The sequence below is a fragment of the Noviherbaspirillum malthae genome, from assembly GCF_015352985.1.
GTDB classification, from domain to species: Bacteria; Pseudomonadota; Gammaproteobacteria; order Burkholderiales; family Burkholderiaceae_D; genus Noviherbaspirillum; species Noviherbaspirillum malthae.
Window position 1 is genome coordinate 458,955 of the sequence record NZ_JACYXF010000002.1, and the last position, 13,632, is coordinate 472,586.

At 62.2% G+C, this 13,632-nt stretch carries 13 protein-coding genes; 3 read left to right on the plus strand and 10 right to left on the minus strand.

What is annotated here, in order from left to right; translation table 11 throughout:
• Positions 1–58: 58 nt before the first annotated feature.
• Positions 59–2,653, minus strand: a complete 2,595-nt coding sequence (gene clpB / locus IGW03_RS05935; protein WP_194721575.1) for an ATP-dependent chaperone ClpB — start codon at positions 2,651–2,653, stop codon at positions 59–61.
• Between the two features lie 103 nt (positions 2,654–2,756).
• Between clpB and IGW03_RS05940 the strand changes: the two genes are divergently transcribed.
• A complete protein-coding gene (locus IGW03_RS05940; RefSeq protein WP_194721576.1) occupies positions 2,757–3,299 on the plus strand; it encodes a hypothetical protein in 543 nt (180 codons plus the stop codon).
• Here the strand turns inward: IGW03_RS05940 and crcB are convergent.
• From crcB to kbl, 7 genes are all read right to left on the minus strand, one after another.
• A complete protein-coding gene (gene crcB, locus IGW03_RS05945) occupies positions 3,292–3,666 on the minus strand; it encodes a fluoride efflux transporter CrcB (protein WP_194721577.1) in 375 nt (124 codons plus the stop codon). The genes IGW03_RS05940 and crcB overlap by 8 nt on opposite strands.
• Positions 3,663–4,142, minus strand: coding sequence for a molybdenum cofactor biosynthesis protein MoaE (locus tag IGW03_RS05950; protein ID WP_194721578.1), 480 nt, complete (start codon positions 4,140–4,142; stop codon positions 3,663–3,665). The genes crcB and IGW03_RS05950 overlap by 4 nt, the downstream gene beginning before the upstream one ends.
• 2 nt (positions 4,143–4,144) lie before the next feature.
• Positions 4,145–4,402 carry a molybdopterin converting factor subunit 1 gene (moaD, locus tag IGW03_RS05955; RefSeq protein ID WP_194721579.1) on the minus strand — a complete coding sequence of 86 codons (258 nt, stop codon included), beginning with the start codon at positions 4,400–4,402 and terminating at the stop codon, positions 4,145–4,147.
• Positions 4,403–4,411: 9 nt separating this feature from the next.
• Complete coding sequence (locus IGW03_RS05960) at positions 4,412–5,641, minus strand: molybdopterin molybdotransferase MoeA (protein ID WP_194721580.1); 1,230 nt, start codon at positions 5,639–5,641, stop codon at positions 4,412–4,414.
• A gap of 58 nt (positions 5,642–5,699) precedes the next feature.
• The gene (gene thrC / locus IGW03_RS05965) at positions 5,700–7,160 is read right to left on the minus strand and encodes a threonine synthase (RefSeq protein WP_194721581.1); all 1,461 of its coding nucleotides are present in this window, start codon (positions 7,158–7,160) and stop codon (positions 5,700–5,702) included.
• A 111-nt stretch (positions 7,161–7,271) separates the two neighbouring features.
• Complete coding sequence (locus IGW03_RS05970; RefSeq protein WP_194721582.1) at positions 7,272–8,237, minus strand: NAD-dependent epimerase/dehydratase family protein; 966 nt, start codon at positions 8,235–8,237, stop codon at positions 7,272–7,274.
• A gap of 18 nt (positions 8,238–8,255) precedes the next feature.
• Positions 8,256–9,467 (minus strand): glycine C-acetyltransferase, encoded by a 1,212-nt coding sequence (gene kbl, locus IGW03_RS05975; protein WP_438943619.1) that lies wholly within the window; start codon positions 9,465–9,467, stop codon positions 8,256–8,258.
• A gap of 159 nt (positions 9,468–9,626) precedes the next feature.
• Between kbl and IGW03_RS05980 the strand changes: the two genes are divergently transcribed.
• Positions 9,627–10,202 carry a helix-turn-helix domain-containing protein gene (locus tag IGW03_RS05980; protein ID WP_194721583.1) on the plus strand — a complete coding sequence of 192 codons (576 nt, stop codon included), beginning with the start codon at positions 9,627–9,629 and terminating at the stop codon, positions 10,200–10,202.
• A gap of 80 nt (positions 10,203–10,282) precedes the next feature.
• Here the strand turns inward: IGW03_RS05980 and IGW03_RS05985 are convergent, their stop codons facing one another.
• Entirely contained in the window at positions 10,283–11,593 is a 1,311-nt protein-coding gene (locus tag IGW03_RS05985) for a homoserine dehydrogenase (RefSeq protein ID WP_194721584.1), read from the minus strand.
• A gap of 143 nt (positions 11,594–11,736) precedes the next feature.
• Positions 11,737–12,966 (minus strand): pyridoxal phosphate-dependent aminotransferase, encoded by a 1,230-nt coding sequence (locus IGW03_RS05990; protein ID WP_194721585.1) that lies wholly within the window; start codon positions 12,964–12,966, stop codon positions 11,737–11,739.
• A gap of 189 nt (positions 12,967–13,155) precedes the next feature.
• Here IGW03_RS05990 and IGW03_RS05995 point away from each other — a divergent pair, with 189 nt between their 5' ends.
• Positions 13,156–13,527, plus strand: a complete 372-nt coding sequence (locus IGW03_RS05995; RefSeq protein ID WP_194721586.1) for an Mth938-like domain-containing protein — start codon at positions 13,156–13,158, stop codon at positions 13,525–13,527.
• The last annotated feature ends 105 nt before the right edge of the window (positions 13,528–13,632 follow it).

Below are 13,632 nucleotides of genomic sequence, written 5' to 3' on the forward strand. Positions count from 1 at the left end.
ATAAAAAACCCGGAGGCCGTCACCGGCTCCGGGTTTTTTGTTGCTGCAAAGTCCGCGCTTATTCGGCGCCGGCCTTCTCGAACGCCAGCTCGCTGCCTTTCACGCCGACCGAGACCACATCCTTGGGACCGAACTTGCCTTCCAGGATCAGCTTGGACAGCGGATTTTCCAGCTCCTGCTGGATCGCGCGCTTCAGCGGGCGGGCGCCGTACACCGGGTCGAAGCCTGCCTCGGCGATCTTCTGCAATGCGCCGTCCGACACCTTGAGGCCGATGTCCAGCTTGGCCAGACGCTTCTCCAGCACCTGCAGCTGGATGCGCGCGATCGAACCGATGTTCTTTTCGTCGAGTGCATGGAACACTACCAGCTCGTCGATGCGGTTGACGAACTCCGGCCGGAAGTGGGTTTTTACCTCGGCCATCACCGCCAGCTTCACCAGCGCCGGGTCGCTGTCTTCCATCGACTGGATCTTGTGGGAACCGAGGTTCGACGTCATCACGATCACCGTGTTCTTGAAGTCCACGGTGCGGCCCTGGCCATCGGTCATGCGGCCGTCGTCGAGCACCTGCAGCAGCACGTTGAACACGTCGGCATGGGCCTTCTCGATCTCGTCGAGCAGGATCACGCTGTAAGGCTTGCGGCGAACCGCTTCGGTCAGGTAACCGCCCTCCTCATAGCCGACATATCCCGGCGGCGCACCGATCAGGCGGGCGACCGAATGCTTCTCCATGAATTCGCTCATGTCGATGCGGATGAGCGCCTCCTCGGTATCGAACAGGAAGGACGCCAATGCCTTGCACAGCTCGGTCTTGCCCACGCCTGTCGGGCCGAGGAACATGAAGGAGCCGTATGGCCGGTCCGGGTCCGACAGACCGGCGCGCGAGCGGCGGATCGCGTCCGACACCGCGACGATGGCCTCATGCTGGCCGACCACGCGCTTGTGCAGTTCTTCCTCCATGTGCAGCAGCTTGTCGCGCTCGCCCTGCATCATCTTGGAAACGGGAATGCCGGTGGCGCGCGAGACGACCTCGGCGATTTCCTCGGCGCCGACCTGGGTGCGCAGCAGCTTGCGTTCCGGCTTGGCCTGCTCGCCGCCCGCAGTATCGGCCTGCTTGAGCTGGGCTTCGAGCTGCGGCAGGCGGCCATACTGCAGCTCGGACATCTTCTGCCAGTCGCCCTTGCGCTTGGCTTCTTCCATCTGCAGGCGCACCTTCTCGATCTCTTCCTTGATCTGCTGGCTGCCGTGCACCGCCGATTTTTCGGCCTTCCAGACTTCTTCCAGGTCCGCATACTCGCGCTCGAGCTTGAAGATCTCTTCCTCGATCAGGCCGAGACGCTTCTGCGAGGCTTCGTCGGTTTCCTTGCGCACCGCTTCGCGCTCGATCTTCAGCTGGATCAGGCGGCGGTCGAGCTTGTCCATCACCTCCGGCTTGGAATCGATTTCGATCTTGATCTTCGAAGCGGCTTCGTCGATCAGGTCGATCGCCTTGTCCGGCAGGAAGCGGTCGGTGATGTAGCGGTGCGACAGCTCGGCCGCGGCGACGATCGCCGGGTCGGTGATATCGACGCCATGGTGCACCTCATACTTTTCCTGCAGGCCGCGCAGGATCGCGATGGTCGCTTCCACGCTCGGCTCGTCGACCAGGATCTTCTGGAAGCGGCGCTCGAGTGCGGCATCCTTCTCGATGTACTTGCGGTATTCGTCGAGCGTGGTGGCGCCGACGCAATGCAGTTCGCCCCGCGCCAGCGCAGGCTTGAGCATGTTGCCGGCGTCGATCGCGCCCTCGGCCTTGCCGGCCCCTACCATGGTGTGGATCTCGTCGATGAAGACGATGGTCTGGCCTTCATCCTGGGCGATTTCCTTGAGTACGGCCTTCAGGCGTTCCTCAAATTCGCCGCGGTATTTCGCGCCGGCGAGCAAGGCGGCCATGTCGAGCGACAGCACGCGCTTGGATTTCAGGCTGTCCGGCACTTCTCCGTTGACGATGCGCTGCGCCAGTCCTTCGACGATGGCGGTCTTGCCGACGCCGGGTTCGCCGATCAGCACCGGGTTGTTCTTGGAACGGCGCTGCAGCACCTGGATCGCGCGGCGGATTTCATCGTCGCGGCCGATTACCGGGTCGAGCTTGCCGGCGCGGGCACGCTCGGTGAGGTCGAGCGTGTATTTCTTCAGGGCTTCGCGCTGTCCTTCGGCATCGGCCGAATTGACATTGCCGCCGCCGCGCACGGCGGTGATCGCGGCTTCCAGCGACTTGCGGGTCAGGCCGTTGTCGCGCGCGATGCGGCCAGCCTCGGACTTGTCCTCAGTCAGGGCGAGCAGCACCATTTCGCTGGCGATGAACTGGTCGCCGCGCTTCTGGGCTTCCTTGTCGGCAAGGTTGAGCAGCGCCACCGATTCGCGGCCGATCTGCACTTCGCCGCCGTTGCCGGAGACCTTGGGCAGGCGTTCCAGCGCGGTTTTCAGTCCGGACGACAGGCCGTTGACGTTGACGCCGGCGCGCTGCAGCAGCGAGCGCGCGCCGCCGTCGTCCTGGTTGATCAAGGCGTTGAGGATATGCACCGGCTCAATGTATTGGTTATCATTGCCGACCGCCTGGCTTTGGGCGTCGGACAGTGCCTCTTGCAATTTTGTTGTCAGTTTGTCGAGACGCATGGGAATGTTCTCCGTGAAAAATCAATCTGCCAACAAAGTAGGGACGAGTAACCACATTTCAAGAAAGGATGCTTGAGCTCGCCAGTCCCGGGCTCCCGACATCATGGAGCTGCATCAACTTCAAGTCAGTTATCAGGCCGAGGAAGACCGGCTGTTGTTCCGCGCCTCCTTCAAGGCGGAAGACGGCATGCTGCAGGAGCTGCGCGCCTGGATCACCCGGCGCCTGCTCAAGGCCTTGTGGCCGGCCATCCTGCAGTCTCTCGAAACCCAGGTCAGGCTGGACAAGCCGCAGGCCGCCCATGCCAGCGCCGATATCGTCGGCATGGAACATCATGCTTCGGTCGAGCACATCCGCGATACCGGCAATTTCAATACGCAGTATGAAAGCGAGATCAGCCACTTTCCGCTGGGTGAAGCGCCGCTGCTGATCACCTCGGTCAACTTTGCACAGAATCCCGATCAGCCGGTTCGCATCAATCTTGCGCCGGCCAGCGGCGACGGCTTCGAACTGGCGTTCACGATGGTGGTGCTGCACGGCTTCTGCTCCCTGCTCAGGGACGCCGCAAAGACGGCGGAATGGGATATCCCGCTGGAAATGCCGGGCGCGATCGGTTCGCCCGCGTCAGGCTCACGCCGGCTCAACTAGCCAGGGTCCGGTAGGTAGCAAAGCCTGCGATGCAGCAGCCGATCGACCCGATCAGGTGCAGCGCGGAATGCCCGAAGGCCCAGGCGTAATCACCGCGTTGCAGCAGGGCCATGGATTCGGCGGAGAAAGTAGAAAACGTGGTCAGCCCGCCGAGAAAGCCGGTCACCGCGAGCAGACGCCATTCCGGCGCCAGGCCGGGATGGCCTGCAAAGAATCCGACCGCCAGCCCGATCAGGTAACCGCCGCCCAGATTGGCGACGAGCGTCCCAAGCGGCAATGCGGCCAGTGCGCCGTTGAGCCAGAGCCCAAGCCCCCAGCGCAGCCATGCGCCGATCGCTGCGCCCAGGCCGACGGCAAGCCAGCTCATGCAGCCGGACCGGCGTTATCCGAATCCACGCCCCACTTGGCAAGCGCCTTGTCGTCGGTAACGCGGGCATCGACCCAGCGCGCGCCGCTCGGTGTCTGTTCCTTCTTCCAGAACGGCGCCTGGGTCTTGAGGAAATCCATGATGAATTCGCAGGAGGCAAATGCCTCGCCGCGGTGCGAGGAAGTCACCGCCACCAATACGATCTGGTCCAGCGGCTTGAGCGGGCCGACGCGGTGGATCACCAGCGCATCGATGATGTTCCACCGGCTTTTGGCCTGGGCGACGATGTCTTCCAGTGCCTTTTCCGTCATGCCCGGATAATGCTCCAGTTCCATCTCGCTGACGCCAGCGCCGTCGTTGATGTCGCGCACGGTGCCGATGAAGCTTGCCACCGCGCCCACCTGCGGCTGACCGGCACGCAGCCTGGCGACTTCCGTGCTGAGGTCGAAATCTTCGGTCTGGACGCGGATCGGCATGGTCAGCCTCCAGTGACCGGCGGGAAGAATGCCACTTCGCAGCCTTCGCTGATCGGCGTCGCCGCATCGGTCATCTGCTGGTTGCAGGCCATGCGCAGCGCCCTCCCTTCGGCCAGCGCCTCGGCCCAGGCACCGCCGCGGCTGCGCAGGAATGAACGCACATCGCCGACGGTACGGACTTCACCGGGAAGCGATACCGATTCCTGGCCGGTGCCTACGGCTTCCCTGACGCTGGCAAAGAAACGAAGCTGGATCTGCATGGCTGGAGCTTAATAAAGCAATTCGTTGAAGGGAATGAAGCGCACGGTGTTGCCCGGCGCAATCGTCTGCCCGGGCGGGTTGTCGATGACGCCGTCGCCCCAGACGGTCGAGGTCAGCACCGCCGAGCTCTGGTTCGGGAACAGGTCGAGGCCGCCGTCGGCATTGATGCGCGCGCGCAGGAATTCATTGCGGCGGTCGGCTTTGGGCCATGCGAAATCGGCGCGCATCGCATAGGCCCTGGGCGCGACGTTGGCTACCCCCTGCAGGCGCAGGATGAACGGCCTGACGAAGAGCATGAAGGTAATGAGGCTCGATACCGGATTGCCCGGCAGGCCAAGGAAGAAGGCCGTGCCGCCGGAACGGTTGACCTCGCCGAAGGCGAGCGGCTTGCCCGGCTTGATGGCGATCTGCCACATGTTCAGGCGCCCTTCCGCCTCGACCGCCGGCTTGATGTGATCTTCCTCGCCGACCGACACGCCGCCGGAGGTGATGATCAGGTCATGCCCGGCCGCCGCCTTGCGCAGCGTCTCCCGGGTGGCATCAAGCGTGTCGGGCACGATGCCGAAATCGGTGAATTCGCAGCCGAGGTTTTCCAGCAGGCCGCGCAGCGTGAAACGGTTGGAGTTGTAGATCGCGCCCGGCTTCAGCGGCTCGCCCGGCATAGCCAGTTCGTCGCCGGTGAAGAAGACCGCCACGCGCGGCTTGCGCAAGACCGGCAGCGCCGCCAGACCGACCGAGGCAGCCAGGCCCAGTTCCTGCGCGCGCAGGCGGGTACCGGCTTCGAGAATCACGCTGCCGGCACGGATATCTTCGCCCGTCAGGCGTATCCACTCTCCCGGCTGCGGCGCGTGCTTCACCGTCACCACGCCGGTCGCGGAATCGGCCTCGCACTGCTCCTGCATGACCACCGCGTCGGCGCCCTCGGGAATCATCGCGCCGGTGAAGATGCGGGCAATCGTGCGAGGCTTCAGCGGCTCGCCGACGACGCCGGCGGGAATGCGCTGTGAGACCTTGAAGCTTGCCGCTCCGCCCGCGCATTCGGCGGAACGTACCGCGTAGCCGTCCATCTGGGTGTTGTCCATCGGCGGCACGTTGATGGTCGAGCTTTGCGCCTGCGCGAGGATGCGGCCGTTGGCGTCAAGCGTGGAGACGATTTCCGACTCCGTGATCGGCCGTGCGGCGGAGAGCAGGATGTCGAGCGCCTCGGCGGCGCTCAACATGGCTTTCTTTTCAGTCATGTTCGGACAAGGTTGATGGCCTGCGGCGATGCGTGCCCCGCAGGCCATGAATCACGAATCACAAGCCGGTATGCTTGGCGATGAATGCCTTCATCTTTTCCACATCCGGGCCCATTACTTCATAACGCTGCGGCAGCGCCTCGATGTTCTCGAAACCAGCCGGACGCTCGGCGTCGCGCCCCAGCGCCTCGCGGATTGTCTCATTGAACTTGGCCGGCAAGGCTGTCTCCAGCACGATCATCGGTATGCCCGGCTTCACATACTCGCGCGCCACCTTGATGCCATCGGCGGTATGGGTGTCGACGGTCACGCCGTATTTCTGCTGCACGTCGCGGATGGTCGCCACGCGGTCGGCATGCACCGACTTGCCGGAAACGAAGCCGTAAGCGCCGACCTTGGCGAATTCGTCGCCGTCGCTGCCCGGCTTGCCCGACAGGTCGAAGCCGCCGTGGGAATCGACCCGCTTGAACAATGCCCTTACCCGCTCCGCATCGCGGCCCAGCAGGTCGTAAATGAAGCGCTCGAAATTGGACGCCTTGCTGATGTCCATGCTCGGGCTGGTGGTGTGGTAGGTTTCGGACGACTTGCGCACCCGGTAGACGCCGGTGCGGAAGAATTCGTCGAGCACGTCGTTTTCATTCGTGGCCGCAACCAGGGTGTCGATCGGCACGCCCATCATGCGCGCGATATGGCCGGCGCAGATATTGCCGAAGTTGCCGGACGGGACGGTGAACGAGACTTTCTGGTCGTTGCTGGTGGTCGCGCTCAGGTAGCCGCGCACGTAATACACCACCTGCGCCACCACGCGCGCCCAGTTGATGGAATTGACAGTGCCGATCTTCTGGCGGGTCTTGAATTCGAGGTCGTTGGAGACGGCCTTGACCATGTCCTGGCAATCGTCGAACACGCCTTCGACGGCGATGTTGAAGATGTTCGGATCCTGCAGGCTGAACATCTGCGCCGTCTGGAAGGCGCTCATCTTCTTGTGCGGCGACAGCATGAAGACGCGGATGCCCTTCTTGCCGCGCATCGCGTATTCGGCCGCGCTGCCGGTGTCGCCCGATGTCGCGCCGAAAATATTGAGTTCGGCGTTCTGCTTGGCCAGCGCATATTCGAACAGGTTGCCCAGCAACTGCATCGCCATGTCCTTGAAGGCCAGCGTCGGGCCGTTGGACAGCGCCTGCAGGACGAGCTTCCTGCCGTCCTTGTCTTCCAGCGTGCGCAGCGGCGTGATCTGCGAGGCCTCCTCGCCCTGGCGGACGTTGCGGTAGACGTCGGCGGTATAGGTCTTGTGGGCCAGCGCCTTGAGATCGGCTTCCGGAATGTCGGTGGCAAACTTCTTCAGCACCTCGAATGCCAGGTCGGCATAGGACAGCTTGCGCCAGGCGTCGAGTTCGGCGCCGCTGATCCGCGGATATTCGACCGGCAGGTAGAGGCCGCCGTCAGGGGCGAGGCCGCCGAGGAGGATCTGGGAAAAGGACTGGGCCGGCGATTGGCCGCGGGTGGAGACGTATTGCATAAGCTATTGAAAGATTGGTAATCGGGTGGCTTGCTGCGCTGCATTGCCGTTCGCCCGCCATTATAACTGCCGTCCCCTCCGCAGTCGCCCCGGCTTTCACAGCGTGGCGATTTACGCAGCGTGATGCAGCGCCCGCGCCGGCACATGCTGCAGCATGTCAGCCACGAGTTGCTGCAAGCCAATGCGGGCCTTCCATCCCCAGTCGGCCCGCGCATAGGTATCGTCGAGGCTGTGCGGCCAGGTATCGGCGATGGCTTGCCGGTGGTCGGGCTGATAACGGATCTCGAATCCGGGCAGCTGGCGGCGGATTTCCTCGGCCAGTTCGCGCGGCGAAAAGCTCAGTCCGGCCACGTTGTAGGCGGAGCGCACGCGAATCTGTTCCGCCGGGGCATCCATGAGTTCGATGGTGGCGCGGATGGCGTCCGGCATGTAGATCATCGGCAGCGTGGTTTCCGGGCCGAGATAGCAGGAATAGCATTCGCCTCGCTTGGCGGCATGAAAGATGGCGATTGCATAATCGGTGGTACCGCCGCCGGGAGGCGACTTGTGGCTGATGATGCCCGGATAGCGGATGCTGCGCACGTCGACGCCGAATTTGCTGAAGTAGTATTCGCACAGGCGCTCGCCGGCCTGCTTGCTGATGCCATAGATCGTGGTCGGGTCCATGACCGCGAGCTGCGGCGTGTCGACCGCCGGCGTGTGCGGGCCGAAGGCGGCGATCGACGACGGCCAGAACACTTTCAGCGGCTTGCCGGCGGCGGTCCGCTCGCGCGCCAGTTCAAGAATGTTCAGCAGGCCGTTCATGTTGAGCGTCCAGGCCTTGAGCGGCGCCTGCTCGCCGGTCACCGACAACAGCGCGGCCAGCTGGTACACCTGGGTAATCCGGCCGGCTTCGATGACTTGCGCAAGGCGCGCCGCGTCGAGCACGTCCAGCGTCTCGTAGCGCGCCGCGCCGAACAGGCTGCGCGGTGCGATGTCCGCCGCGATCACGTTGTCGGCGCCATGCTGCAGTACCAGCGCCTCCACCAGTTCGCTGCCGATCTGTCCGTTGGCGCCGATGACCAGAATTCTTTCCATAGCCCTGCTCCTCGATTCTCAGTTCTTCAAGAGTCCAAGTTCCTGCCCGGCCTGGCGGAAGGCGGCCAAGGCCTTGTCGAGCTGTTCGCGGGTATGCGCCGCCGACAGTTGCACGCGCACCCTGGCCTGCCCCATCGGCACGACCGGGTAGAAGAAGCCGGTCACCAGCACACCCAGCTCATACAGCCGCTGCGCGAATTTCTGTGCCAGCGGCGCATCGAACAGCATCACCGGCACCACCGGATGCGTGCCCGGCTTGATGGTGAAGCCGATTTCGCTGATGGCGGCGCGGAAATAGGCGGTATTGGCATGCAGCCGGTCGCGCAGTTCGGTCGACGAGGACAGGCGCCGCAGCACGTCGAGCGATGCCCCGGCAATGGCGGGCGCCAGCGAATTGGAAAACAGGTAGGGCCGCGACTTCTGGCGCAGGGTCTGGATCACCGCCTTGCGGCCGGAAGTGAAGCCGCCCATGGCGCCGCCGAGCGCCTTGCCCAGCGTGCCGGTGATGATGTCGATGCGCCCCATCACGCCGTGATGTTCATGCGTGCCGCGTCCGGTCTTGCCCATGAAGCCGGACGCATGGCATTCGTCGATCATGACCAGGGCGCCGTAGCGGTCGGCGAGGTCGCAGATCTTGTCGAGCTGGGCAATGGTGCCGTCCATGGAGAAGACGCCGTCGGTGACGATGATCTTGTGGCGCTTGTCGGCCGCCGCCTGCAATTGCGCCTCGAGGTCGGCCATGTCATTGTGCTGGTAACGGTAGCGGGCCGCCTTGCACAGGCGTATGCCGTCGATGATGGACGCATGGTTGAGCGCATCGGAAATGATCGCATCCTGCTCGTCGAACAGCGGTTCGAACACGCCGCCGTTGGCATCGAAGGCCGCCGCGTACAGGATGGTGTCTTCCGTGCCGAGAAAGTCGGACAAGGCGCGTTCCAGTTCCTTGTGCACCGTCTGCGTGCCGCAGATGAAGCGAACCGAGGACAGTCCGTAGCCGTATTTTTCGGTGGCATCGACGGCGGCGCTCACCATGGCCTCGTCGCCCGACAGGCCGAGATAGTTGTTGGCGCACAGATTGATCAGCGTGCGGCAGTCGTCGCAGACCACTTCGGCGCCCTGCCGTGAAGCAATGACGCGCTCCGGCTTGAACAGCCCCTGCTCTCGCAAGCCGTCCAATCCCTGGGCAAGCTGCTCGTAGAATGTTTCCCGTCGCGTATCCAAAGCCATCATTCCTCCTGCCGCTGTCGATTTGGCATGCCGGTTTGGCTATCCAAGCCGGCGGCCATCTGCTACGATCGTGTTCAATAAATCGAAAATAATTCGATATACAGAACTCTTGTTTAATATATTGAATATTAACGAGCCCTCTTGAACATTGCAAGACGCCTAATGAAAAATATCGCTGCACCTGGTTCGCCACCTGAAGTCGGTGCGATGCTGCAAAAACTGCGGCTGAAAAAAGGTTTGACACTGGACGACTTGTCGCGTGCCGCCGGCGTTTCGAAATCGATGCTGTCGCAGATCGAGCGCGAGAAAGCCAATCCGACCATCGCGGTCGCATGGCGTCTGGCCAATGCCTTGGGAATCGGCATCGGCGAATTGCTGTCAGCCAATTCGGAAACACCGGAGGCTGTGCATGTGCTGGAGCCGCATGAAACGCCGACGTTACCCGGCCACCATTCGGGTTATGTGTTGCGCATCCTCGGGCCGATGGACTTGGCGGGGAAGTTCGAATGGTATGAACTGACACTGGCGCCGAACGGCATGCTCAAGTCGAATCCGCACGACCCCGGCACCATGGAGCACCTGACGCTGATCAGCGGCAGCCTGGAAGTCGAGGTGGACGACACCGCCAGAATGCTGAAGACAGGAGGCACGGCACGCTATGCGGCAGACCGGCCGCATGTCATCCGCAACTGCGGGGAAAATGAAGCGAGGGCGATGCTCGTGGTGATACACCGCTGAACATCGCAAGTTTCCGTATTTCCCAAAGAAAAAGCGCCCGGCAAGCGGGCGCTTTTTTCATCCTAGCAGGTAAAAAGAAATCAGCTCAGCTGTTCGAGGCGGATCTTCGTGACCTGGCCGACGACCGTAGACAAGGCTTCGATCTTGGCAATCGCCGCTTCCACATTCTTTTCCTGTGTCTGGTGGGTCAGGATGATGATGTCGGCGCGGGTATCGCCCTCCTCGGGCTCCTTCTGCAGCATCGCATCGATGGAAATGGTCGAGTCGGCAAGAATGCGCGTGATGTCGGCCAGCACGCCCGTCTGGTCATCGACCTGCATGCGCAGGTAGTAGCTGGTGGTGACTTCCGACATCGGCAGGATGGGCGTGTCGTTCATCGAATCCGGCTGGAACGCGAGGTGAGGCACGCGGTGTTCCGGATCGGCGGTTGCCAGGCGGGTGATGTCGACCAGATCGGCGATCACCGCCGATGCCGTCGGCTCCGAGCCCGCGCCCTTGCCGTAATACAGCGTTGCGCCGACCGCATCGCCGTGCACCAGCACCGCGTTCATTGCGCCTTCGACGTTGGCGATCAGGCGCTTGGCGGGGATCAGCGTCGGATGGACGCGCAATTCGATGCCCTTCGGCGTACGCTTTGCAATGCCGAGCAGCTTGATGCGGTAGCCGAGCTGTTCGGCGTAGCGAATATCGGTCGCCTGCAGCTTGGTGATGCCTTCCACGTGCGCCTTGTCGAACTGCACCGGAATGCCGAACGCGATCGCGGACATGATCGTCGCCTTGTGGGCGGCATCCACGCCTTCGATATCGAAAGTCGGGTCGGCCTCGGCGTAACCGAGACGCTGCGCTTCCTTGAGCACGATGTCGAAGTCCAGGCCCTTGTCGCGCATTTCGGACAGGATGAAATTGGTGGTGCCGTTGATGATGCCGGCGAGCCACTGGATGCGATTGGCGGTCAGGCCTTCGCGCAGCGCCTTGATGATGGGAATGCCGCCGGCAACCGCCGCTTCGAACGCGACCATCACGCCCTTCTCCTGCGCGGCTCGGAAGATTTCGGTGCCGTGCGTGGCCAGCAGCGCCTTGTTGGCCGTGACCACATGCTTGCCGTTGGCAATGGCCTTCATGACCAGGTCGCGGGCGATGCCGTAGCCACCGATCAGTTCGATCACGATATCGATGTCGGGATGATTGACCACCAGGTTGGCGTCATTGACGACTTCGCATTCGCCGTTGGTCAGTTCCTTCGCACGCTCGGTGTTGAGGTCCGCCACCATCGTAATCTGAATGCTGCGGCCGGCGCGGCGCGTAATTTCTTCCTGATTGCGCTTCAGGACATTGAATGTGCCGGAACCTACGGTACCGATGCCTAACAGACCAACTTTGATGGGTTTCATAGCGTTTGATATTGGATGAATTGCGGGACAGAGCGCCGGCTTGCGACAGCTCCCTGGATACTACGCGGTTGGCGGCATGACGGTGCATGCCGCCCCGTTCGACGCCGGCCGTGGCGCTGGGTATCGGCCGGCGAACAGAATACTCAAGCCGTTCCGTGGCGGCGGCGATAGCCTTCGAGGAAGCGGGAGATGCGGCCGACAGCTTCCGTCAGATCATCGGAATTCGGCAGGAACACGACGCGGAAGTGATCGGGACTGATCCAGTTGAAGCCGGTCCCCTGCACGATCAGCACCTTTTCTTCCGCCAGCAGCTCGTAGGCGAACTTCTGGTCGTCGTCGATCGGATAAATTTTCGGATCGAGCTTGGGAAACATGTAGAGCGCCGACTTGGGCTTGACGCAGGTGACGCCCGGAATCTCGGTCAGCAGCTTGTGGGCGAGGTCGCGCTGCTTCAGCAGGCGCCCGCCGGGGCCGACGAGGTCATTGATGCTCTGGTAGCCGCCGAGCGCCGTCTGGATCGCATACTGCCCCGGCGCATTGGCGCACAGGCGCATCGACGCCAGCATGTTCAGGCCTTCGATATAGTCCTTGGCCGGTTTCTTGTCGCCGGAGACCACCATCCAGCCGGCGCGGTAGCCGCAGGAGCGATAATTCTTCGACAGGCCGTTCAGGGTAAGGAAGAGCACATCGTCGGCAAGAGACGCGATCGAGGTATGGGTCTCGCCGTCGTACAGGGTCTTGTCGTAGATTTCGTCGGCGAAGACGATCAGATGATGCTGGCGGGCGACATCGACGATCTGCTGCAGCACCTCCACCGGATACAGCGCGCCGGTCGGGTTGTTGGGGTTGATGACGACGATCGCCTTGGTATTCGGCGTGATTTTCTTCTTGATGTCCTCGATGTCGGGCAGCCAGCCGGACTGTTCGTCGCAGACGTAATGCACGGGCTTGCCGCCCGACAGGCTGACCGCCGCCGTCCACAGCGGGTAATCGGGGGCCGGCACCAGCACTTCGTCACCGCTGTTGAGCAGCGCGTTCATGCCCATGACGATCAGCTCCGAGGCGCCGTTGCCGATATAGATATCCTCGATCGTCACGCCGGAAATCTTCTTTTCCTGCGTGTAGTGCATGATGGCCTTGCGCGGCGCGAACATGCCTTTGGAATCGGTATAGCCGGCGGCGTTGCCCATGTTGATGATCATGTCATGCACGATTTCATCGGGCGCATCGAAGCCGAAGACGGCCAGGTTGCCGATGTTGAGCTTGATGATCTTGTGGCCTTCTTCTTCCATCTGCTTGGCTTTTTCCAAGACAGGACCACGGATGTCGTAACAGACGTCTGCCAGCTTTCTGGATTTTTGAATCGGTCGCACTCGAGCAATCCCTTGTAGTTAATGCAAGACTTGGGATGCAATGGTGCACCGCCAAAAACGTCCATTTTGCCCAAAGCAACCCGTTTTATCAATGTGTTCCCGGCTCCGCAAACCGCGAAAGGCTACAATGCCCGAAGTTTTTTCCATTCGTTGCCGGAAATTCAAGCCGATTCGCTTGTCTATTGCACCATGAAACTTCACACTACGCCGACCCAGCATTATCAAACCGTCACACGCTACGAAGACAACGCCGTGGAGATCAATGCGGTCAGTTTCAATTACAGCCTGATCGTTCTACCCGAAGTGCCACCCGTGCAATGGCCGGTGACTTCCTTCGACGCCTTGACGCAGGACAATTTCGCCCAGATCGAAGCTATCCATCCCGACGTGGTCATCCTCGGCACAGGGAAGCGCCAGCGCTTCATCCACCCGCGCCTCGTGGCTTCCCTGACAGGCAAGCGGATCGGCGTCGAGTGCATGGACAACGCGGCCGCCTGCCGCACCTACAACATCCTGATGGGTGAAGGCCGCAAGGTCGCACTGGCGCTCATTTTCGAGTAGACGCTTGCACCTGCCCTCCCCGCTGACCGTTCCGGCATCGCAAGTGCAACGGGACGCCGTTTCTGCGTCTCTTGCATGACAGCTTGAAATATTGCAATCCACCCC

Coding starts and splice junctions, on each gene's coding strand:
- clpB (WP_194721575.1), bottom strand. CDS start 2,653: ATGCGTCTCGACAAACTGACAACAAAATTGCAAGAGGCACTGTCCGAC.
- IGW03_RS05940 (WP_194721576.1), top strand. CDS start 2,757: ATGGAGCTGCATCAACTTCAAGTCAGTTATCAGGCCGAGGAAGACCGG.
- crcB (WP_194721577.1), bottom strand. CDS start 3,666: ATGAGCTGGCTTGCCGTCGGCCTGGGCGCAGCGATCGGCGCATGGCTG.
- IGW03_RS05950 (WP_194721578.1), bottom strand. CDS start 4,142: ATGCCGATCCGCGTCCAGACCGAAGATTTCGACCTCAGCACGGAAGTC.
- moaD (WP_194721579.1), bottom strand. CDS start 4,402: ATGCAGATCCAGCTTCGTTTCTTTGCCAGCGTCAGGGAAGCCGTAGGC.
- IGW03_RS05960 (WP_194721580.1), bottom strand. CDS start 5,641: ATGACTGAAAAGAAAGCCATGTTGAGCGCCGCCGAGGCGCTCGACATC.
- thrC (WP_194721581.1), bottom strand. CDS start 7,160: ATGCAATACGTCTCCACCCGCGGCCAATCGCCGGCCCAGTCCTTTTCC.
- IGW03_RS05970 (WP_194721582.1), bottom strand. CDS start 8,237: ATGGAAAGAATTCTGGTCATCGGCGCCAACGGACAGATCGGCAGCGAA.
- kbl (WP_438943619.1), bottom strand. CDS start 9,467: ATGATGGCTTTGGATACGCGACGGGAAACATTCTACGAGCAGCTTGCC.
- IGW03_RS05980 (WP_194721583.1), top strand. CDS start 9,627: ATGAAAAATATCGCTGCACCTGGTTCGCCACCTGAAGTCGGTGCGATG.
- IGW03_RS05985 (WP_194721584.1), bottom strand. CDS start 11,593: ATGAAACCCATCAAAGTTGGTCTGTTAGGCATCGGTACCGTAGGTTCC.
- IGW03_RS05995 (WP_194721586.1), top strand. CDS start 13,156: ATGAAACTTCACACTACGCCGACCCAGCATTATCAAACCGTCACACGC.